Annotated in this window: 21 protein-coding genes; 14 read left to right on the forward strand and 7 right to left on the reverse strand. The window is 60.2% G+C overall.

Features of this window, described 5'->3' with window-relative positions:
- Positions 1-10: 10 nt before the first annotated feature.
- On the forward strand, positions 11-301 hold the full coding sequence (locus tag AD665_RS10155; RefSeq protein ID WP_024778407.1) for a DUF2782 domain-containing protein: 291 nt from the start codon (positions 11-13) through the stop codon (positions 299-301).
- A gap of 54 nt (positions 302-355) precedes the next feature.
- Complete coding sequence (locus tag AD665_RS10160) at positions 356-1,306, forward strand: homoserine kinase (RefSeq protein ID WP_024778406.1); 951 nt, start codon at positions 356-358, stop codon at positions 1,304-1,306.
- A gap of 122 nt (positions 1,307-1,428) precedes the next feature.
- Here the strand turns inward: AD665_RS10160 and AD665_RS10165 are convergent, their stop codons facing one another.
- A complete protein-coding gene (locus tag AD665_RS10165) occupies positions 1,429-2,352 on the reverse strand; it encodes a zinc ABC transporter substrate-binding protein ZnuA (RefSeq protein WP_024778405.1) in 924 nt (307 codons plus the stop codon).
- 66 nt (positions 2,353-2,418) lie between these two features.
- On the opposite strand from AD665_RS10165, the gene zur reads away from it, so the two are divergent.
- Genes zur through AD665_RS10185 form a run of 4 tightly spaced genes read left to right on the forward strand, consistent with a single transcriptional unit; the run spans position 2,419 to position 5,215 of the window.
- Positions 2,419-2,901 carry a zinc uptake transcriptional repressor Zur gene (gene zur / locus AD665_RS10170; protein WP_024778404.1) on the forward strand — a complete coding sequence of 161 codons (483 nt, stop codon included), beginning with the start codon at positions 2,419-2,421 and terminating at the stop codon, positions 2,899-2,901.
- A complete protein-coding gene (gene znuC, locus AD665_RS10175; protein ID WP_024778403.1) occupies positions 2,901-3,683 on the forward strand; it encodes a zinc ABC transporter ATP-binding protein ZnuC in 783 nt (260 codons plus the stop codon). The genes zur and znuC overlap by 1 nt, the downstream gene beginning before the upstream one ends.
- Positions 3,676-4,464, forward strand: coding sequence for a zinc ABC transporter permease subunit ZnuB (znuB, locus tag AD665_RS10180; protein WP_024778402.1), 789 nt, complete (start codon positions 3,676-3,678; stop codon positions 4,462-4,464). The genes znuC and znuB overlap by 8 nt, the downstream gene beginning before the upstream one ends.
- A 37-nt stretch (positions 4,465-4,501) precedes the next feature.
- Positions 4,502-5,215 (forward strand): PA5502 family lipoprotein, encoded by a 714-nt coding sequence (locus tag AD665_RS10185; RefSeq protein WP_024778401.1) that lies wholly within the window; start codon positions 4,502-4,504, stop codon positions 5,213-5,215.
- A gap of 134 nt (positions 5,216-5,349) precedes the next feature.
- Here the strand turns inward: AD665_RS10185 and katE are convergent, their stop codons facing one another.
- Positions 5,350-7,488, reverse strand: coding sequence for a catalase HPII (katE, locus tag AD665_RS10190; RefSeq protein WP_053191972.1), 2,139 nt, complete (start codon positions 7,486-7,488; stop codon positions 5,350-5,352).
- Positions 7,489-7,851: 363 nt separating this feature from the next.
- On the opposite strand from katE, the gene AD665_RS10195 reads away from it, so the two are divergent.
- The 5 genes from AD665_RS10195 (at position 7,852) to AD665_RS10215 (ending at position 12,332) form a co-directional block, all read left to right on the forward strand.
- Positions 7,852-8,859 (forward strand): methionine ABC transporter ATP-binding protein, encoded by a 1,008-nt coding sequence (locus tag AD665_RS10195; RefSeq protein WP_024778399.1) that lies wholly within the window; start codon positions 7,852-7,854, stop codon positions 8,857-8,859.
- A complete protein-coding gene (locus AD665_RS10200; protein ID WP_024778398.1) occupies positions 8,859-9,533 on the forward strand; it encodes a methionine ABC transporter permease in 675 nt (224 codons plus the stop codon). The genes AD665_RS10195 and AD665_RS10200 overlap by 1 nt, the downstream gene beginning before the upstream one ends.
- A gap of 78 nt (positions 9,534-9,611) precedes the next feature.
- On the forward strand, positions 9,612-10,382 hold the full coding sequence (locus tag AD665_RS10205; RefSeq protein ID WP_024778397.1) for a MetQ/NlpA family ABC transporter substrate-binding protein: 771 nt from the start codon (positions 9,612-9,614) through the stop codon (positions 10,380-10,382).
- 118 nt (positions 10,383-10,500) lie between these two features.
- Complete coding sequence (locus tag AD665_RS10210; RefSeq protein ID WP_080686221.1) at positions 10,501-10,875, forward strand: lysozyme inhibitor LprI family protein; 375 nt, start codon at positions 10,501-10,503, stop codon at positions 10,873-10,875.
- Positions 10,876-11,204: 329 nt separating this feature from the next.
- On the forward strand, positions 11,205-12,332 hold the full coding sequence (locus tag AD665_RS10215; protein ID WP_053191974.1) for a GGDEF domain-containing protein: 1,128 nt from the start codon (positions 11,205-11,207) through the stop codon (positions 12,330-12,332).
- Between the two features lie 367 nt (positions 12,333-12,699).
- Here AD665_RS10215 and AD665_RS10220 read toward each other — a convergent pair whose 3' ends face one another.
- The 5 genes from AD665_RS10220 to tag form a co-directional block, all read right to left on the reverse strand.
- Positions 12,700-13,488, reverse strand: a complete 789-nt coding sequence (locus AD665_RS10220) for an SDR family NAD(P)-dependent oxidoreductase (protein WP_024778394.1) — start codon at positions 13,486-13,488, stop codon at positions 12,700-12,702.
- Between the two features lie 166 nt (positions 13,489-13,654).
- Complete coding sequence (locus AD665_RS10225) at positions 13,655-13,999, reverse strand: DUF6124 family protein (protein WP_053191976.1); 345 nt, start codon at positions 13,997-13,999, stop codon at positions 13,655-13,657.
- Positions 14,000-14,475: 476 nt separating this feature from the next.
- Positions 14,476-14,829 carry a VOC family protein gene (locus AD665_RS10230; protein WP_053191978.1) on the reverse strand — a complete coding sequence of 118 codons (354 nt, stop codon included), beginning with the start codon at positions 14,827-14,829 and terminating at the stop codon, positions 14,476-14,478.
- Positions 14,830-15,241: 412 nt separating this feature from the next.
- Positions 15,242-16,129: a lysophospholipid acyltransferase gene (locus AD665_RS10235; RefSeq protein WP_024777765.1), complete on the reverse strand. Its 888-nt coding sequence runs from the start codon at positions 16,127-16,129 to the stop codon at positions 15,242-15,244.
- A gap of 42 nt (positions 16,130-16,171) precedes the next feature.
- On the reverse strand, positions 16,172-16,729 hold the full coding sequence (gene tag, locus AD665_RS10240; protein WP_053191980.1) for a DNA-3-methyladenine glycosylase I: 558 nt from the start codon (positions 16,727-16,729) through the stop codon (positions 16,172-16,174).
- An 81-nt stretch (positions 16,730-16,810) separates the two neighbouring features.
- Here tag and glyQ point away from each other — a divergent pair, with 81 nt between their 5' ends.
- The 3 genes from glyQ to gmhB are packed head-to-tail and all read left to right on the forward strand — an operon-like array spanning position 16,811 to position 20,352.
- Positions 16,811-17,764 (forward strand): glycine--tRNA ligase subunit alpha, encoded by a 954-nt coding sequence (glyQ, locus tag AD665_RS10245; RefSeq protein ID WP_024777767.1) that lies wholly within the window; start codon positions 16,811-16,813, stop codon positions 17,762-17,764.
- The gene (gene glyS, locus AD665_RS10250) at positions 17,761-19,815 is read left to right on the forward strand and encodes a glycine--tRNA ligase subunit beta (protein ID WP_024777768.1); all 2,055 of its coding nucleotides are present in this window, start codon (positions 17,761-17,763) and stop codon (positions 19,813-19,815) included. The genes glyQ and glyS overlap by 4 nt, the downstream gene beginning before the upstream one ends.
- Positions 19,816-19,818: 3 nt before the next feature.
- Positions 19,819-20,352: a D-glycero-beta-D-manno-heptose 1,7-bisphosphate 7-phosphatase gene (gene gmhB, locus AD665_RS10255; protein ID WP_024777769.1), complete on the forward strand. Its 534-nt coding sequence runs from the start codon at positions 19,819-19,821 to the stop codon at positions 20,350-20,352.
- The last annotated feature ends 4 nt before the right edge of the window (positions 20,353-20,356 follow it).

A 20,356-nucleotide genomic window follows, 5' to 3' on the forward strand; every position in this document is an offset into this window, starting at 1 on the left:
CAAGGTTATCATGCGTACACTAAATCGCCTGTTACTGGCTGGCTTGTTTGCGATCACCCCGCTTACCGTCATGGCGGCGGACGACGCGCCTTCGGCAGACCCTTCCGTCACCATTCGCACGGAAGGCGATAAAACCATCCAGGAGTACCGGCAAAACGGTTTCCTGTATGCGATCAAGGTCACGCCCAAGCACGGCAAACCTTATTTTCTGGTACGCGCCGACGGCACTGATGCAAACTTCATCCGTTCGGACCAACCGGATATGCTGATCCCGTCATGGAAGATCTTTGAGTGGAAATAGTTTCCTAATTTCAACCGGCGCCCGCTAAAGGGCGCCCGTACTGGCAGTTTAACCATGTCTGTGTTCACCCCCCTGGCTCGGCCCGAGCTGGAAACCTTTCTTGCCCCTTACGGGCTCGGCCGCCTGCTTGATTTCCAGGGGATCGCCGCCGGCAGCGAAAACACCAATTTCTTTATCAGTCTGGAGCAGGGTGAATTCGTCCTGACCCTGGTCGAACGCGGCCCGGTGCAGGAAATGCCGTTCTTCATCGAACTGCTGGACGTACTGCATGAGGCCGATCTGCCGGTGCCTTATGCGCTGCGCACCACCGACGGTGTTGCGCTCAGGGAGCTGGCCGGCAAACCGGCGCTGCTGCAACCGCGCCTGGCTGGCAAGCATGTCAAACAGGCCAATGCGCAGCATTGCGCCCAGGTCGGCGAGTTGCTGGCGCGTCTGCACCTGGCAACCCGGGACCACATGATCAAGCGCAAGACCGATCGCGGCCTCGACTGGATGCAGGAGGAGGGCGCAAAGCTGCTGTCACACCTGGCTACCGAGCCTCGTCGGCTGCTGCAAGCGGCGCTGGACGAAATATCGGCTCAGAAGACAGCCATCCTTGCGCTGCCCCGCGCCAACATCCATGCGGACCTGTTCCGTGATAACGCCATGTTCGAAGGCACGCACCTGACCGGGTTGATCGACTTCTACAACGCCTGCTCCGGGCCGATGCTGTATGACGTCGCCATTGCCCTGAACGACTGGTGCTCGGATGACGACGGTGTGCTCGATGGCCCGAGAGCACGGGCGTTGCTGGGCGCTTACGCGGCGCTGCGCCCCTTCACCGCCGCCGAAGCCGAGCTTTGGCCGACCATGCTGCGTGTGGCGTGCGTGCGGTTCTGGCTGTCGCGTCTGATCGCAGCCGAATCCTTTGCCGGACAGGACGTGTTGATCCACGATCCGATGGAGTTTCAGCAGCGGTTGGCGCAGCGACAGGACGTTCATACACCGCTGCCTTTTGCCCTGTAAAAGCATCGCGGGCAAGCCTTGCTCCCACAGGTCTGTGTTTACTCTGTGGGAGCAAGGCCTGCCTGTGTTTTACCCTGTGGGAGCAAGGCTTGCCCGCGATCGGGATCGTCGCCAATCAAACGTTACAACGACTCCAGGCACCCCGCCAAATCATTCCCCAGCTTTTCCAACAACTGCTCATACCCCTGTGCCGTCGCCGGGGTATAGCCGCCCAGCGCATCCAGCTCCGCAAGCTTCACCGGCAACCCCGCCACCAGGGTTTCGGCCAGGCGCGGGCGCAGGGGCGGTTCGCTGAACACGCACGTCTTGCCCACGGCCTGTAAACGCGTACGCATCGCCGCCACATGCTGGGCGCCGGGCTGGACCTCGGCGGCCACGGCGAACACCCCGGTGTGCTTGAGCCCGTAGGTGTCCTCGAAATAATCGAACGCTTCGTGGAACACGAAGTAGGGCTTGTCCGCAATCCCGGCCAGACGAGACTTGAGACGCGTATCCAAGGCATCGAGCCGCTGGTTGAAGCCCTTGAGGTTGCTTTGATAACGCTCGGCGTTGGCCGGGTCGGCAGCGCTCAGGTCAGCGGCCATTCTGGCGGCGATCACCCGTGCATTGATCGGTGAAAGCCACAAATGGGCATCGATCGTGCCAGGACGATGGTCATGATCATGGTCGTCGCCATCATCGTCGGTATGGGATTGGCTGTCCTCGGTAAAGTGCCGCAATTTGAGCCCCGGCAGATCCTGTACCGCGACGGAAGGCAGCGTACGACCGTTCAACACCCTCGGCAGGAAACCTTCCATGTCTGGACCAATCCAGTACAACAGATCCACCGACTGCACCTTGCGTACGTCGGATGGGCGCAAGGCGTAGTGGTGAGGCGAAGCTCCAGGAGGCAGCAGCACCTCGGGAACCGCCACGCCGTCCTGCACCGCAGCGGCAATCAACTGCAACGGCTTGATGCTGGTGAGGACCTTGACCTCGGCCTGGGCCGAACCGATCAGTAGAAAACTTGCGACAAAAGCGACAAAGAGCGAAAAAAATCGGGACACGATAACTACTCGAAGAGGCGAGAACGGGTAACATAATAACGTCTCTCACTGAACTCGTCGCTGCCCATGCCTATTACGCCACTCGCCAGTCGTCCCCACGATCACTCCCACTGCGTGCATAGCGCGCTGTCCGAGGCTGATGCCATCTGCGCACGGCAGGGGCTGCGCCTGACCGCCTTGCGACGCCGCGTGCTGGAACTGGTCTGGCAAAGCCACAAGCCGTTGGGCGCCTACGACATCCTGGCGGTGCTCAGCGAACAGGACGGCCGCCGCGCCGCGCCGCCAACAGTTTATCGGGCATTGGATTTCCTGCTGGAAAACGGCCTGGTGCATCGAATTTCCTCCCTGAACGCTTTTGTCGGTTGCAATCATCCCGAACATGCCCATCAAGGCCAGTTCCTGATCTGCCGCGAATGCCACGCCGCCATCGAGCTGGAGCAGAAGTCCATCAGCGATGCCATCGTCGCCAGTGCCAAGGAGGTCGGCTTCGTGGTCGACAGCCAGACCGTCGAAGTGGTCGGTCTCTGCTCCGGTTGCCAGGGGGCCTGATGAGCAATGCCTTGATCCGCCTCGAGCAGGTGGCCGTGACGTTCGCCGGGCAGAACGTGCTGGACAACATCCACCTGAGCGTCGAGCCGGGGCAGATCGTCACCCTGATCGGCCCCAACGGCGCCGGCAAGACCACCCTGGTGCGTGCCGTGCTGGGTTTGCTCAAGCCGGACAGCGGCAGTGTCTGGCGCAAGCCGAAGCTGCGGGTCGGCTACATGCCACAAAAACTCCATGTGGACCCGACGCTGCCCCTGTCGGTCCTGCGTTTCCTGCGCCTGGTACCTGGCGTGGATCGCGGGCGGGCCCTGGCGGCACTCAACGAAGTCGGCGCCGAGCACGTGATCGACAACCCGGTGCAAAGCATCTCCGGTGGTGAAATGCAGCGGGTACTGCTGGCCCGTGCCTTGCTGCGCGAGCCTGAACTACTGGTGCTCGACGAGCCGGTACAAGGGGTCGACGTCGCGGGACAGGCCGAGCTGTACAGCCTGATCACCCGCCTGCGCGACCGTCACGGCTGCGGTGTGCTGATGGTCTCCCATGATCTTCACCTGGTCATGAGCACCACCGACCAGGTGGTCTGCCTCAATCGTCATGTCTGTTGTTCCGGGCATCCCGAGCAGGTCAGCGGCGACCCGGCGTTCGTCGAACTGTTCGGCAAGAACGCACCCAGCCTGGCGATCTATCACCACCACCATGACCACGCCCATGACCTGCACGGCTCGGTGGTCATCGGTGCACCTGTTACCCCCCACATTCATGGAGATGGCTGCAAGCATGGCTGATTTTCTGGTGTATGCCCTGCTCGCAGGCCTGGCCCTCGCGCTGGTGGCCGGTCCCCTGGGCTCGTTCGTGGTCTGGCGACGCATGGCCTATTTCGGCGATACCTTGTCCCATGCGGCATTGCTGGGTGTAGCGCTGGGGTTCCTGCTGGATGTCAGCCCAACGGTGGCGGTGACCGTCGGTTGCCTGTTGCTGGCAGTGGTGCTGGTGACCCTGCAACAGCGCCAGCCCCTGGCGTCCGACACACTGCTGGGTATCCTTGCACCCAGCACCCTGTCCCTCGGGCTGGTGGTGCTGAGCTTCATGCGTGAAGTACGGATCGACTTGATGGCCTATCTGTTCGGTGACCTGCTGGCCATCAGTCCGACGGATCTGGCCTGGATCCTGGGTGGCAGTGCAGCCGTCCTGCTGTTGCTGGTAGCGCTCTGGCGACCCTTGCTGGCCGTCACCGTCCACGAAGAACTGGCCCGGGTAGAAGGCCTGCCCGTGACCGGGCTGCGGCTGGCGCTGATGCTGCTGATTGCCGTGGTGATTGCCGTGGCGATGAAAATCGTCGGGGTGTTGCTGATTACTTCATTGCTGATCATCCCGGCGGCCGCGGCACAACGTCACGCCCGCTCGCCGGAGCAGATGGCCCTGGGCGCGAGCCTGCTGGGCATGCTTGCGGTGTGTGGCGGGCTGGCCTTGTCGTGGTTCAAGGACACCCCGGCCGGCCCGTCGATCGTGGTCAGCGCCGCGGCATTGTTTCTGCTGAGTTTTGTCCTGCCCCGCCGAGGGGTGTAGACTTGCTCGCTTTTTGCGCAAATAGAGAGTCGCAGGAATGAAGCCGTTCGCCTCCCGTTATCTGCTCCTTGTCGCATTTTTCTTGCTGCTGGGGGCTTGCACGAGTTCGCCGCCAGTGACCGAAGCGCCCGACACCCGGGGCCCGGCCATTGCGCAGCTGGAACAAAGCCTGGCCGGCAATGAGCTGGCCACCGCTGAAGATCAATTGGCCGCACTGCAGGCCCAGGCGCCGAATGACCCGGCGTTGGAGCCCTATCAGCGGCAACTGGCCGAGGCGTATCTGCGCCGCAGCCAGATCGATCTGCAAAAAGGCGATGTAAACGCCGCCGCCACCGCCCTGAGCCGTGCCCGCGCTCTGATGCCCAAGGCCCCGGCACTGACCGGTGAAGTCAACGGCGCGATCGCCGAAGCCCGCAAGATCGAGTTGGATAAAGCCGAAGCGGCTCTCCAGGCTGCCGAAACCAAACCGGTTGCCAAGCTGATCGATCCGAGCGCCGAGAGCACCACGATTCAGCTAAACATCAGCGATATCCAGCAAATGCGTCGGCAACTGGATGCCATTGCCGCTGATGTGGTGAATTTTCAGTGTGATGTGACTGTCCAGGCGCCGCGCACCGACGATTATCCGTGGCTGGCGAACTTGCTGACCAAGCGGGTTAAAAAGCTCGATCCCGGGTTTGATCTGAGGCTTCGCAAACAGATTCTGCGCAGCGTGCAGGCACAGCTGGTGCTGACTCCGCGTAAATCTTAAAAGCATCGCGAGCAGGCTCGCTCCCACAGGGGGTTGTGTCGAATACAACATTTGTATTCACAACACATCCAATGTGGGAGCGAGCCTGCTCGCGATAGCGGCCTGACAGGCAAAAAGCCCTTTTCAGACGCTCATCAAGCCGGAATCCCCTTGGCCTTGGGCTCCCGCGCCCAAACCCGATGCTGGGCAATCGCCGCAAAGAAATCCGCGAACTTACCGGCATCCGCCTCCGGAATCAGCCCTGCATCCGCCTCCAGTTTCAGCAACGCCAGCAACTGCCTGGCTTCGCCGTTGAGGGCGATGGCCTTCAGGTGTTTGTAGGCTTCCAGCAAGTAATGCAACGCAACGCCATCGGCACTCAAGGCCTGAATCGATTGCGCGCCGCCCGGTACGAACACGGCGTCAAACGCAATGGACGGCAACCCCTCCATGGACGCATCCACCGGCAGCGTCTGCCCATCGGCGGTCATGACCGGCGCGGAGGTCGGCCCGAGAACTTTTGCATGGGCGCCCTCGGCCTTCAGTGCCTGTTTGAGCGCATCGATGATCGCCCCATCGACACCGTTCGCCACCAGCACCGCGACTTTGCGCGTCTTGATATCTCCAGACAGCAGGTTCGCCTGGCTCAAGGCCGGGGATGTCTCCAGCGAAGGGGTCGGCACATCCACGGTGCATGCGGCGGGTGCCGGCAATCCGAGGTTTTTCGCCACCCGCGCCGCCAGTTCCAGATCGATGTTGGCAAGGATCTCGTTAACCTGCCGCGCCCTGATGTACTCCCGCTCGACCTTACCCAATTCGAAACTGTAGGCCGCGATGATGTGCTCCCGCTCGTGAGCACTCATGCTCTTGTAGAACAGTCGCGCCTGGGAAAAATGGTCACCGAACGAGTCACTGCGCTGGCGGATCTTGTAGGCGTCGATGCGCTCTGGATAGCTTTCAAAGCCACCGTCTTGCGGGCCGGGCGGGGTTTCCTTCGGCCAACCACCGTCGATGGAGTTGGGCTCGTAGGAGGTCCGGCCCTTGTCGATGGTGGTGCGGTGCATGGCGTCACGCTGGCCGTTGTGCACCGGAGTGATCGCACGGTTGATCGGCAGCTCATGAAAGTTCGGTCCACCGAGCCGGCTGATTTGCGTATCGGTGTAGGAAAAGAGCCGGCCTTGCAGCAAAGGATCGTTGGAAAAGTCGATTCCCGGCACGATATGCCCGGGGCAGAAGGCGACCTGCTCGACTTCAGCGAAGAAGTTGTCCGGATTACGGTTCAGCACCATCTTGCCCAGCGGCGTAATGGGTACGAGTTCTTCAGGAATGATCTTGGTCGGGTCGAGCAGGTCGAAATCGAATGTGTGCTCATCTTCCTCGGCGACGATCTGCACGCCGAATTCCCATTCCGGGTAATCCCCCATCTCGATCGCCTCCCACAGATCGCGACGGTGGTAGTCCGTATCTTTACCGGCCAGCTTCTGGGCTTCGTCCCACACCAACGAACACGTACCGACCTTGGGTCGCCAATGGAACTTGACGAAACTGCTGCGGCCCTCAGCGTTGATCATGCGGAAGGTATGCACGCCGAAACCTTGCATGCTCCGCAGGCTTTTTGGAATGGCTCGGTCGGACATCGCCCAGATCACCATATGAGCCGATTCCGGCACCAGCGAGACAAAATCCCAAAAGGTGTCGTGGGCCGAGCCGCCGGTAGGAATCTCGTTGTGGGGTTCGGGTTTTACCGCGTGGACGAAGTCTGGAAACTTCACCGCATCCTGTATGAAAAATACCGGCATGTTGTTGCCAACCAGGTCGAAGTTACCTTCGTCGGTGAAGAACTTCACCGCAAAGCCCCGCACATCACGCACCGTGTCACCGGAACCCCGCGGGCCTTGCACGGTGGAAAAGCGCACGAATACCGGGGTCTTCTTGCTCGGGTCTTGCAGGAAGCCAGCCTTGGTCAGTGCCGAATGCGCTTCATAACTTTGAAAATAACCATGGGCGCCGGTGCCGCGGGCATGAACGATGCGCTCAGGAATGCGCTCATGGTCAAAATGCGTGATCTTTTCACGCATGATGAAGTCTTCCAGCAGCGAAGGCCCACGGGCACCAGCGCGGAGGGTGTTCTGGTTGTCGGCGATCTTCACACCCTGATTGGTGCGCAAGGCCTGTTCGGTGGCATCGGAGCGAAACGGCTCCAGGCTCTCAAGCTTGGCGTTGCTGTTGCCGCGATCCAGGGTGTCGGTCCCGGCCAGTTGGCTCTTGCCGGTTGCAGGCTGCTTGGTATTCATCAGACATAAACTCCTCGTTTCGATCCCTTTCCACACAGGGCTTGCGGACAAGCGCCGGGCAGTGGCGCCCAGGCATTCGGGAGTGGCTTATGTAGTGACTGATGAGGGTTCTAGCCGTTCCCTCGGAGCGTGCCTGGATTTTCCCGGCCGGCGCCAAGCCGACGATGCGGCTGCTTGGTCCCCGATAGCGACCAGGGTGAGCCCCCAACAACTGACACCCAGGCCTGCTGGCCTTCGATCGTGTTATTGCCAAATGGCAGCCAGATTGCGAAATAAATGCTAATGACCTCTATACAGACAGGCTAAAATGCGCCCCGGCTAACCGCTGCCCCCTTTTCCAACGCGCCCCACAAGGTTCGCTACGTGATCGAGTTTCAAAACGTCCATAAAACCTACCGCGTCGCCGGTAAGGATATCCCCGCGCTGCACCCGACCAGTCTGACGATCGAGAACGGTCAGGTCTTCGGCTTGATTGGCCATTCTGGTGCAGGAAAAAGTACCCTGCTGCGTCTGATCAATCGCCTGGAGGACGCCAGCGGCGGCAAGATCATCGTCGACGGTGAAGAAGTCACCGCCCTGGACGCCACAGGCCTTCGCCGCTTCCGTCAACAGGTCGGGATGATTTTCCAACACTTCAACCTGTTGGCCTCCAAGACCGTGGCCGACAACGTGGCCCTGCCACTGACCTTGGCGGGTGAGTTGTCCCGTAGCGAAATCGACCGGCGAGTGGCTGAATTGCTGGCCCGTGTAGGCTTGTCCGATCACGCCAGGAAATACCCGGCGCAGTTGTCCGGCGGCCAGAAGCAGCGCGTCGGCATCGCCCGCGCCCTGGCGACCAAGCCCAAGATTCTGCTGTGCGACGAGGCCACCAGTGCGCTGGACCCGCAGACCACCGCGTCGGTGCTGCAACTGCTGGCCGAAATCAACCGCGAGCTGAAGCTGACCATTGTGTTGATCACCCACGAAATGGACGTGATCCGCCGGGTCTGCGATGAAGTGGCGGTGATGGACGCCGGCGTCATCGTCGAGCAAGGGCCGGTGGCCGACGTGTTCCTGCACCCCAAGCACCCGACCACCAAGCGTTTCGTCCAGGAAGACGAGCAAATCGACGAGAGCGAACAACGCGACGATTTTGCCCATGTACCGGGACGCATCGTGCGTCTGACATTCCAGGGCGACGCGACCTACGCACCATTACTCGGCACTGTCGCCCGGGAAACCGGTGTGGACTACAGCATCCTGGCCGGCCGTATCGACCGCATCAAAGACACTCCCTACGGGCAACTGACCCTCGCCATCACCGGCGGTGACATGGAAGCGGCGTTCGCCCACTTCACCGCGGCCGATGTCCACATGGAGGTGCTGCGCTGATGGACCTGTTGAGTTCGTTCTTCTCAAATATCGACTGGCTGGAAATCTGGCTGGCGACCGGTGATACCTTCCTGATGCTGTTCGGTTCGCTGTTGTTCACCGTGCTGCTCGGCCTGCCGCTGGGGGTGCTGCTGTTTCTGTGCAGCCCACGCCAGTTGCTTGAGGCCCGCGGCGTTTATGCGCTGTTGTCGCTGATCGTCAACATCCTGCGCTCGCTGCCGTTCATCATCCTATTGATCGTGATGATTCCGTTCACGGTATTGATTACCGGTACCTCGTTGGGCGTGGCCGGCGCAATTCCACCTCTGGTGGTCGGCGCGACACCGTTCTTCGCCCGCCTGGTGGAAACCGCCCTGCGCGAAGTCGATCGCGGCATCATCGAAGCGACCCAGGCCATGGGCGCAACCACCCGGCAGATCATCGTCAACGCCTTGCTGCCGGAAGCCCGTCCGGGCATCTTTGCCGCGATTACGGTGACAGCAATTACGCTGGTGTCCTACACGGCCATGGCCGGTGTGGTCGGGGCCGGTGGCTTGGGCGACCTGGCGATCCGGTTCGGTTACCAGCGTTTCCAGACCGATGTCATGGTGGTCACGGTGGTCTTGCTGCTGGTGCTGGTCCAGGTCCTGCAAACGGTAGGCGACAAGCTGGTTGTGCATTTCTCTAGAAAATAAGGCCTCGTGCCCATAAACCATGAGCCAGCCATTCGCTGGCAGGCGCCAAGAGCGGGCGCCCCACAAGGAGTTAGCTGAATGAAGAAGTTATTGGTTGCCTTCGCTGCCGCCGCAGCGTTTTCCGCCCACGCCGACACCCTGACCGTTGCAGCAACGCCGGTGCCACACGCGCAGATTCTCGAGTTCGTCAAGCCGGCACTGGCCAAAGAAGGCGTGGACCTCAAGGTCAAGGTCTTCACCGACTACATCCAGCCGAACGTCCAGGTCGCCGAAAAGCGCCTGGACGCCAACTTCTTCCAGCACCAGCCGTACCTGGATGAGTTCAACAAGGCCAAGGGCACGCACTTGGTAAGCGTGACGGGTGTGCACCTGGAACCCCTGGGTGCCTACTCGAGCAAGTACAAGAAGCTCGAAGAACTGCCAGGCGGCGCCAACGTAGTGATCCCGAACGACGCCACCAACGGCGGCCGTGCGCTGTTGCTGCTGGCGAAGGCCGGGGTGATCAAGCTCAAGGATGCGACCAACATCCTGTCGACCACCAAGGACATTACCGAGAATCCAAAGGACCTGAAATTCCGTGAACTGGAAGCCGCGACCATTCCGCGCGTGCTGACCCAGGTCGACCTGGCGCTGATCAACACCAACTATGCGCTGGAAGCCAAGCTGGATCCGTCCAAGGATGCCCTGGTGATCGAAGGCAGCGATTCGCCTTACGTGAACATCCTGGTGGCCCGTGAGGACGACAAGGACAGCGACGCAATGAAGAAGCTGGCCGCTGCATTGCATAGCCCGGAAGTGAAGGCTTTCATTCTGGAGAAGTACAAAGGCGCGGTTTTGCCGGCGTTCTGATCTGATCGGTGATGAAAAAAACGGGGCTGCGTGGGAATGCAGGCCCGTTTTTTTTGCACTCATGATAAATTCCACGCCACGACCTCTAATGAATAGAGGGCATTCAGGGAGAGAAGTAGTGATCAAGTCTTTGTTGGTTGGGGCATTGTTGGCAATGGCATCAGCATCGGCCTCTGCGATGAGTTGCGATAACCCTAGAAACGCTTATGACAGAACCTATTGCGCGTCGCTGAAAATGGTTCAGTCGGATCAGGACATCAATGATCAATACAAGAAGACGATGAGCGCGCTGAACCCGGATCAAAAGAAAAAAGTAAAAGCCGCTCAGATCCAGTGGATCAAAATTCGTGACAACGCCTGTTCCAACGATGGCCTGCTCTACCTGGACTGTGCCAACGAGAAGACCGAGGCGCGTATCGTCATACTCAAAGCTGTCGAGCGCGAGTGCCGTGCTGCCGGTTGCGACGACGCCAAGCTGTCGCAAGTCGAGTAACCCGTAACACTGAGTACGTCGAGCTTGCAGTCGCACCCCACGAAAAACCCGACGTAAAGCGTCGGGTTTTTCTTTGCCTGCCATCGCGGTTCGACGTTATCCGACACCCAATTCACCAACACAGAACTCATCTCGTCCTCTGCTCCTTTTTTCATGCTTGGTGCAAGCTACTTATTGAGACCGATAACGCCCGATTTCTGAAATGCCTGAAATGCGTTCGAGGGCTGGGTAATGCTCCAGGGTCTTGCGAAGGTGTAATTCGATTGTTTGCGTTGCTGGCGAGGTGCCACAATCGTTCTTTTTAGTTGCGTCACGATCAGGTGGATCATATGAGTTGCCTAGGATCTCGGGATGACCAGAATTTGTTCATCGCCGCGCAGGTGCAAACCGACCGGCTACAGCAACTCTTTCGCCAATCGGTTTCAGCAGTTTTTGGCAGCTACCTCGCGGCCATCATGTTGTGTTGGTTGTGCTGGGATCGCTTTGAACACAGCGTCATCTTCTGGTGGCTGGCCATCCTGACCGGGTCGACGTTGTTGCGCGTCTCCTTGTTCATTGCCTATGTTCGCAGCGACGAAAGCAAACGCACGCCTCAGCACTGGGAGCGCAAATACTGGATCACCCTCGTGCTGTCCGCCAGCATCTGGGGAGGCGGCGCATTGGCGCTCATGCCGGCGGACGATCTTCTGTCGCAGGCACTGGTCATGCTCTTTACGGTCGGCATGTCCGTCAGCGCGGTGTCCTGCTACTCGGCCTACCGCGACATGACGCTCGCCTCCATTGGCCTGGTTCTGTTGCCATGCACAGCCTGGCTGCTGTTCCAACCGTCCCCGATCCAGGTTGGCATGGCGCTTTCAATTGTAGTGTTCGCAGCATTCGCAGCCCGCGCCACACACAAAATGTCCCAGGCACTGGAAACCGCTTTTCGACTGACTCGTGAAATGGAACAGGCGAACAGCATTTCAACCCGCGCCGCCCAAACCGATGAACTGACCGGCCTGAAGAGTCGACGGGCTTTTTTCGAGCATGCCCAACGGCTCTATGACCACTGCAAAGCCAACCGGCTGGAGTTATGCGCCGTGATGCTGGACATGGATCATTTCAAGCAGATCAACGATACCTATGGTCATCAGGTTGGGGATCAGGTGTTGCGCCAGATGGGCATGGTGATTAGCTCGTCCTTCCGTTCGACGGATATTCACGGTCGGCTAGGGGGAGAGGAGTTCGCGATCTTGCTTCCGGATACTTCCATTGAGGTCGCCACCAGGATTGCAGAAGAACTGGTCCAGACTATTGGTGGGTTGGTAATCGAGCCTGTCCACGGGATAACGGCCAGCCTGGGCGTCGCGTCGACGGAGGCTGGACATAAAGACCTCAATAGCTTGATGAACAATGCGGATAAGGCGCTGTATCGGGCGAAGGCGTTGGGGCGTAATCAGGTGGCGGTGGCGCAGTAGGGGTGGATTTACCCGGATTGTGGAAAACGATAGGTTCCAGGGACAAGCTGCACAGTCAGTCGGGTTCTGGCGTAGCTGGAGGTAAAGGCGCCAGAATGTGTGGGCATGATCAGAAGTTAAGCCAAAGTCTTGAAGACGCAAATGATCCGTGGCGAGGGAGCTTGCTCCCGCTCGGTGGTACAGCCGTGGTAAACCGGATGAGTGCAGCAACTTTCAAGGCAGCGTCATATTCAGTGGAAGCAGGTACCTTCGCCACATGAATCAAACCAAACGGGGCCGCACATGAATGCAGCCCCGTTTTTGTATGCTCGGAATGTCGATTGGCCTTGGTGAGGACACTCATCTATGCGCTCACTAGGCGCCCCTGCTAAACGATGCTGTCCACCACACCTCCATCGACACGCAGCGCCGCCCCCGTGGTCGCCGAGGCCTGTTCCGAGCTGGCATAGATGATCATGTTGGCGACTTCCTCGACCCGCGCCGCGCGCTGGATGATCGAGGTGCTGCGGTGCTCGTTGACGAAATCCGCTGCCACCTTTTCCAGGCTTTCCCCGGTGCGCTCGACATCGGCCTGGAGCATTTGGGCAACACCTTCGGACAGCGTCGGCCCGGGCAGCACCGAGTTCACCGTAACGCCGGTGCCGGCAAGGCGCTTGGCCAGGCCGCGGGCAATGGAGAGTTGGGCGGTCTTGGTGAAACCGTAGTGGATCATGTCGGCAGGAATATTCACGCCAGATTCCGACGAGACAAACACAATCCGCCCCCAACCACGCTCGACCATGCCCTGCGCATAAGCCCTGGACACACGCACGCCGGACATCACGTTGGTTTCAAAGAAGCGCTGCCATTCGCTGTCTGGCGTATCGAAGAAATCTTCCAGCTTGAAGATGCCCAGGTTGTTGATGACCACATCGAAGCGCGGGTACTTGGCGACCAATGCCTGGCAGCCTGACGCGTTGCTGAGATCCCCCACAAAACCTTCGGCCTTGGAAGCAAGATCACCCAAGCGCTGCAATGCGTCCTGCACGCTGCTCTCGCTGCGACCGTTGATGACCACGTGGGCGCCGGCTTCGAGGAAGCCTTTGGCGGTGGCGAAACCGATACCGCTGGTGGAGCCAGTGACTAAAACGTAACGGCCAGTGAAGTCGATTTTCATGGGAGGGACTCCTTGAGTAATGGACCAGAGGGCTGTGCGATGTTTGGCGAGACGGTATTTACGAGTTCTTCGTACAACGATTGAAGATAGCGACAATCCAGTAAAACGAAGCAAACCCGACACACGGTGTCGGGTTTGCTTCATTGATTGAGCGAATGTCTACCTGCTATCGCGACTCAACGTTATCCAGCACCCGATTTGCCAGCAACGAACCCAGCTCGATCAGTTGCTGAATACCGAGTGCCACATGACGGCGTGAACCTTCCAGTTCGAAGGCGAGGTCGTTGACCATGGCGTCAGCCGAGGCCAGGGTTTCGGTGAGGTTGGCGAGCAGGGATTCGTTGTCGATGTCTTTTACGATTGTGAATATCTGGCCCGGCTGGGGATCGTCGGGTTTCGTCTCTTTGGGTGAGAGATAGAAATCCAGGGCGCGCTCCGCGGCTTCATCGAGCTTTTTTGTGCGCGGGGAGGCTTGCTCCGTTTCCGGAGGATTTGGAGTTACTTTGAACATAAGCTGGAATCCTCAGTGAGGCCGCGACCTCTTCCCTACTAAAAGAAGGGTGGCGGCTGTACGCAGGTTAGTAGACCGGGGATTCCAGCATTGCCGGCGCGCCGAAGCGCCCTGCGCACAGCCACCATCAAGAACAGGGATGGAAAATACCTGCCTGAATGGAGCTCATGCATCTTGCGGGAAACCACGGGCTACTAAACCCGACCACTGATGAGCAGTGGCAGGAAGACGATAGAACCCGGGGGCAAAGCGCACAAGCGGGCGGATTCTGGCGTAGTTGTAGGCAAAGGCGCAAGGATGCGTGGGTTGGCTGAGGGGTTGGAGTGGGGCGATAAACAAGGAGTTGGGTTGGGGCTGCTGCGCAGCCCAGCGGGGATAAATCCCCTCGCCACAATGAATGATCTCGCCGGCATCCGGGACACTTCATGTGGAAATGGTTTGCAGTGGCGAGGGGCTTGCTTGTTCTCAATCGGTGATCAGGACGCAGACCACACAGCCAGCTCATAACCGTCCGGGTCGATAAAGTGGAAACGTTGCCCACCCGGGAAGGCGAACACCTCACGGCTGATGGTGGCTCCTGCGGCCTTTAGTCTGAGTTGGGTACCTTCCAGGTCATCCGCGTACAAAATGATCAACGGGCCGCCCGGGCGCACAGGTTCACCGGTTGTGAAGCCACCGGTCAGGCGACCGTCGCTGAACTCGGTATAGGTTGGGCCATAGTCGACGAAACGCCAGCCGAATACGCTTCCATAGAAGGCTTTGCTTCGGCCGATATCGTTGACGTTGAACTCGATGTTATCGATCTGGCGGTCGTTACCTCGAATGCCCATTGGCGCTTCCTTGGCTGGTTGGGGATAGGGGAGGTTAGGCTATTGAATTGTGCTTTGGAAATCAGGTTGGCTGGGGGAGGGCTTCAGGCGGTTGGGACTGCTGTGCAGTCCAGCGGGGATAAATCCCCTCGCCACAGGAAGGTGGAGTCAGTTAATTCAGCGGCGGCTGTGAGGGCGCTATCGCGAGCAGGCTCGCTCCCACAGTTTTCCCGGGTGGTTCACAGACATTGCATCCATCCCAATCCTGTGGGAGCTGAGCTTGCTCGCGATGGCGGTGGGTCTGCTTGCACCGATGTTGACTGTGTCGCCGTCATCGCGAGCAAGCTCGGCTCCCACAGGGGTTCTTGGGTGTTCGTAGACTCTGCATCCACCATAAATCCCGGTGGGGCCGATCTTATGGAGTGGCGGGCCTTCAGTACCAGCGGGCTTCTCCCGGCGGGCGTTTCTTGAAGCGTTTCATGCTCCACATGTATTGGCTCGGGTACGCCCGCACGTAGCGCTCCACGACTTGGCTCATGGCGGCGCAGGCGGTTGCGGTATCGGTGCTGTACATGGCCTCGGGGGCGGCTTCGAGGATGACTTTGTAGCCGGAACCATCCGGCAGCCGAAGGGCGTGGAGGAAGACGCCGACGGCCTTGCCGCCGGCGAGCATGTTGGGGACGAACTTGCTGGTCAGGGCCTGGGTGGCGAAGAAGGGTACGAAGATGCCGGCGGATTCGGCCGGTTCCGGGTCGGCGGGGATACCCACCTGGCCGCCCTTGCGCACTTCCTTGATGACGCTGAGGATGCCTTCCTTGGTGGATGCCGCGACTTTGTTGCCCAGTTGCACCCGCTGCTTTTGCAGCAGTTCATCCACCGCCTTGAGCTTGGGCGGGCGGTAGAAAATGATCGGTTTGCACTGGCTGCAATAGAAGTGGTTGAGCACTTCCCAGTTACCCAGGTGGCTGGTGATGCCCACCACGCCTTTGCCGGACGCCAAAGCTTCTTTCAATACCTCCAGGCCCTCGACTTCGCGCACCAGTTCGATGGAGCGCTGGGCCGGCCAGATCCAGGCGCAGGCGCTTTCGGTCAGGGATTTGCCGATGTCCTTCAGGCTCTGGCCCACCAGGCGTTCGCGCTCGGCCGGGTCCATCTCGGGAAAGCACTTGGCGAGGTTGATCCGCACCACGTCGCGGGAGCGGTTGGGCAGTTTCCACATGAGCCAGCCGATGGCCGACCCCACCGCTTGCACCGCCCGCCAAGGCAGCAGCGCAAATAACCGCAGAGCGCCGACCAGCAAGGCGCCTTTCAACTTATCCACAGGTCACTCCTGAATTCATGGGCGTATTGCGAGCCGGCTATTCTAACCGCCGTGTGCCAGCTCGGCGTAGCGGTCGCAGTCCTGGGTGTGGTCCATGACCATCCCCGAGGCCTGCATGAAGGCGTAGCAAATGGTCGGCCCGACGAAGGTGAAGCCGGCCTTTTTCAGGCCCTTGCTCATCTGCACGGCTTCGGGAGTGATGGCCGGCACTTCGGTGCGGTCCTTGAAATGGTTGATAAGGGGGCTGTCGCCGACGAACGACCAGAGGAACGCCACCGGGTCTTCCAGGGCCAGCCAGGCCTCGGCGTTGCGGCGCGCGGCCTTGAGCTTGAGGCGGTTGCGGATGATGCCAGGGTCTTGCATCAAGTCCTCGATTTCGGCATCGCTCATCTGCGCCACCCGCTGTACGTCGAAGTTGTACAACACCTCGCGGTAATGGGCGCGTTTGCGCAACACGGTGATCCAGGACAGCCCGGCCTGGAACCCTTCGAGCAAAAGCAACTCGAACAAACCCTGCGCATCGCGCAGCGGCGTCCCCCACTCCTGATCGTGATAGGCCATGTACAGCGGATCTTCGGAACACCAAAAGCAGCGTGGCATAAGGCTCCAGGGGGCGTGCGCACGAACGAATCGGGTATACTCCCGCTCTTTAAATCGCAGCCCAAGAAACAGGTGAATTTCGTGAGCCAGCCTACGCCAGCCGTGCGTACCTTCCAAGACTTGATCCTCGCCCTCCAGCAATACTGGGCCGAGCAAGGTTGCGTGGTACTTCAGCCCTACGATATGGAAGTAGGCGCCGGCACTTTCCACACTGCCACGTTTCTGCGTGCCATCGGCCCGGAAACCTGGAACGCCGCCTACGTGCAGCCCAGCCGCCGCCCGACTGACGGCCGCTACGGCGAAAACCCGAACCGTCTGCAGCACTACTACCAGTTCCAGGTGGTCCTGAAGCCGAACCCGGAAAACTTCCAGGAACTGTACCTGGGCTCCCTCAAGCGCGTGGGCCTCGACCCGCTGGTGCATGACATCCGTTTCGTCGAAGACAACTGGGAATCGCCGACCCTGGGCGCCTGGGGCCTGGGCTGGGAAGTCTGGCTCAACGGCATGGAAGTGACTCAGTTCACTTACTTCCAGCAGGCCGGCGGCATCGAGTGCTACCCGGTCACCGGCGAGATCACCTACGGCCTGGAACGCCTGGCCATGTACCTGCAAGGCGTGGATTCGGTCTACGACCTGGTATGGGCCGACGGCCCGTTCGGCAAAGTGACTTATGGCGACGTGTTCCACCAGAACGAAGTGGAACAGTCGACCTACAACTTCGAACACGCCAACGTCGACAAGCTGTTCGAACTGTTCGATTTCTATGAAAGCGAAGCCAAGCGCCTGATCGAACTGGACCAGCCGCTGCCGTTGCCGAGCTATGAAATGGTGTTGAAGGCGTCCCATACCTTCAACCTGCTGGACGCACGTCGGGCGATTTCCGTGACGGCGCGCCAGCAATACATCCTGCGTGTACGCACCCTGGCGCGTTCCGTCGCGCAAGCCTACCTGATGGCCCGTGCCAAGCTGGGCTTCCCGATGGCGACCCCGGACCTGCGTGATGAAGTGTTGGCTAAGCTGGAGGCTGCACAATGAGTGCTCAAGATTTTCTGGTTGAACTGGGCACCGAAGAACTGCCACCCAAAGCCCTGAATACCCTGGCCGATGCGTTCCTGGCCGGTATCGAAAAAGGCCTGCAGACGGCCGGCCTGAACTTCGAAACCAAGCACGTCTACGCCGCACCGCGCCGCCTGGCCGTGTTGATCACCGGCCTGGCGACCCAACAGCCGGACCGCAGCATCAACCTCGACGGCCCGCCACGCCAGGCCGCGTTCGACGCCGACGGCAATCCGACCCAGGCCGCCCTGGGTTTCGCCAAGAAGTGCGGCGTGGACCTGAGCGAAATCGACCAGAGCGGTCCGAAGCTGCGCTATAGCCAGAGCATCAAGGGCAAGCCGACCGCCAGCCTGCTGCCGACTATCGTCGAAGACTCCCTCAATGACTTGCCGATTCCCAAGCGCATGCGCTGGGCCGCGCGCAAGGAAGAGTTCGTGCGTCCGACCCAATGGCTGGTGATGCTGCTGGGTGACCAGGTCATCGATTGCACGATCCTGGCCCAGAAGGCCGGCCGCGATTCTCGCGGTCATCGCTTCCATCACCCGGAAAGCGTGCGCATCACCTCGCCGGCCAACTATCTGGCCGACCTGCGTGCCGCCTACGTGCTCGCCGACGCCAACGAGCGCCGCGAACTGATCAGCAAGCGCACCGAAGAACTGGCGACCCGCCAGGAAGGCACCGCCATCGTGCCGCCAAGCCTGCTGGACGAAGTGACCGCACTGGTGGAATGGCCGGTGCCGCTGGTGTGCTCGTTCGAGGAACGTTTCCTTGAAGTGCCGCAAGAAGCGCTGATCACCACCATGCAGGACAACCAGAAGTATTTCTGCCTGCTGGACGCCGACGGCAAGTTGCTGCCGCGCTTTATCACGGTCGCCAACATCGAAAGCAAGGACCCGCAGCAGATCATCGCCGGTAACGAGAAAGTCGTTCGCCCGCGCCTGACCGATGCCGAGTTCTTCTTCAAGCAAGACAAGAAGCAACCGCTGGAAAGCTTCAACGAGCGCCTGAAAAACGTGGTGTTCCAGGAAAAACTCGGCAGCGTCTACGACAAGGCCGAGCGCGTTTCGAAATTGGCGGCCTTCATTGCCCCACGCATCGGCGGCGACGCCCAGCGCGCGGCTCGTGCCGGCATCCTGTCCAAGTGCGACCTGTCCACCGAGATGGTCGGTGAGTTCCCGGAGATGCAAGGCATCGCCGGTTACTACTACGCCCTCAACGACGGTGAGCCGCAGGACGTGGCCTTGGCGCTGAACGAGCAGTACATGCCCCGTGGGGCGGGCGCCGAACTGCCGACCACCCTGACCGGTGCGGCCGTGGCCATCGCCGACAAGCTCGACACCCTGGTCGGCATCTTCGGCATCGGCATGCTGCCCACCGGCAGCAAGGACCCCTATGCCCTGCGTCGCGCGGCGCTGGGTGTGTTGCGGATCCTGATCGACAAGCAGCTGGACCTGGACCTGAACGATGCGGTGGCCTTCGCCGTCAACGCGTTCGGCAGCAAGGTCAAGGCCGCCGGCCTGGCCGATGCGGTGCTGGAGTTCATTTTCGACCGCCTGCGTGCGCGTTATGAAGATGAAGGCGTCGACGTCGCCACCTACCTGTCGGTACGTGCCCTGAAGCCGGGTTCAGCCCTGGACTTCGACCAGCGCGTGCAAGCCGTCCAGGCCTTCCGCAAACTGCCGGAAGCGGCAGCATTGGCCGCAGTGAACAAGCGTGTGTCGAACCTGTTGAGCAAGGCCGAAGGCAATATCGCGGCCACCGTCGAAGCCAAATACTTCGACAACGCCAACGAGTTCTCTCTGTATTCGGCGATCCAGCAGGCAGACCAGGCAGTACAGCCGATGGCCGCGGCACGCCAGTACAGCGAAACCCTGGCACGCCTGGCGGCACTGCGTGAACCGGTGGATGCGTTTTTCGAAGCGGTGATGGTCAATGCCGAAGACACCAACGTGCGAGCCAACCGCTACGCGCTGCTGGCACGCCTGCGTGGCCTGTTCCTCGGCGTCGCCGACATATCGCTGCTGGGGTAAACCTTGAAACTGCTGATTCTCGATCGGGACGGGGTGATCAACCATGACTCCGACGCTTACATCAAATCGGTGGAAGAGTGGTTGCCGCTCCCCGGCTCGATCGAAGCCATTGCGCAGTTGAGCAAGGCCGGCTGGACGGTGGCAGTTGCCACCAACCAGTCGGGCATTGCTCGCGGTTACTATGACCTCGCGGTCCTCGACGCCATGCATGAGCGCTTGCGCGCCCTGGTGGCCGAGCAGGGTGGCGAAGTCGGGCTGATCGTCTATTGCCCCCATGGGCCGGATGAAGGTTGCGATTGTCGCAAACCCAAGCCGGGCATGTTGAGGGCCATTGCCGAGCATTATGCTGTACCGCTGGCGGGCGTATGGTTCGTCGGTGACAGCCTCGGTGACCTGGAGGCGGCCAAGGCCGTCGATTGTCAGCCAGTTTTGGTAAAGACCGGGAAAGGCGAAAAGACTCAGGGCAAAACCCTACCGGTAGGCACCTTGATTTTTGACGACCTGGCGGCGATTGCCGCTGAACTTATCCACAATTAGAGCT

The organism is Pseudomonas corrugata (assembly GCF_001269905.1).
In the GTDB taxonomy this organism is placed as follows: domain Bacteria; phylum Pseudomonadota; class Gammaproteobacteria; order Pseudomonadales; family Pseudomonadaceae; genus Aquipseudomonas; species Aquipseudomonas corrugata.

Excerpts from the sequence above, each read along its gene's own strand:
- AD665_RS10155 (WP_024778407.1), top strand. The coding sequence starts at position 11 with ATGCGTACACTAAATCGCCTGTTACTGGCTGGCTTGTTTGCGATCACC.
- AD665_RS10160 (WP_024778406.1), top strand. The coding sequence starts at position 356 with ATGTCTGTGTTCACCCCCCTGGCTCGGCCCGAGCTGGAAACCTTTCTT.
- zur (WP_024778404.1), top strand. The coding sequence starts at position 2,419 with ATGCCTATTACGCCACTCGCCAGTCGTCCCCACGATCACTCCCACTGC.
- znuC (WP_024778403.1), top strand. The coding sequence starts at position 2,901 with ATGAGCAATGCCTTGATCCGCCTCGAGCAGGTGGCCGTGACGTTCGCC.
- znuB (WP_024778402.1), top strand. The coding sequence starts at position 3,676 with ATGGCTGATTTTCTGGTGTATGCCCTGCTCGCAGGCCTGGCCCTCGCG.
- AD665_RS10185 (WP_024778401.1), top strand. The coding sequence starts at position 4,502 with ATGAAGCCGTTCGCCTCCCGTTATCTGCTCCTTGTCGCATTTTTCTTG.
- katE (WP_053191972.1), bottom strand. The coding sequence starts at position 7,488 with ATGAATACCAAGCAGCCTGCAACCGGCAAGAGCCAACTGGCCGGGACC.
- AD665_RS10200 (WP_024778398.1), top strand. The coding sequence starts at position 8,859 with ATGGACCTGTTGAGTTCGTTCTTCTCAAATATCGACTGGCTGGAAATC.
- AD665_RS10205 (WP_024778397.1), top strand. The coding sequence starts at position 9,612 with ATGAAGAAGTTATTGGTTGCCTTCGCTGCCGCCGCAGCGTTTTCCGCC.
- AD665_RS10215 (WP_053191974.1), top strand. The coding sequence starts at position 11,205 with ATGAGTTGCCTAGGATCTCGGGATGACCAGAATTTGTTCATCGCCGCG.
- AD665_RS10220 (WP_024778394.1), bottom strand. The coding sequence starts at position 13,488 with ATGAAAATCGACTTCACTGGCCGTTACGTTTTAGTCACTGGCTCCACC.
- AD665_RS10225 (WP_053191976.1), bottom strand. The coding sequence starts at position 13,999 with ATGTTCAAAGTAACTCCAAATCCTCCGGAAACGGAGCAAGCCTCCCCG.
- AD665_RS10230 (WP_053191978.1), bottom strand. The coding sequence starts at position 14,829 with ATGGGCATTCGAGGTAACGACCGCCAGATCGATAACATCGAGTTCAAC.
- tag (WP_053191980.1), bottom strand. The coding sequence starts at position 16,729 with ATGCCACGCTGCTTTTGGTGTTCCGAAGATCCGCTGTACATGGCCTAT.
- glyS (WP_024777768.1), top strand. The coding sequence starts at position 17,761 with ATGAGTGCTCAAGATTTTCTGGTTGAACTGGGCACCGAAGAACTGCCA.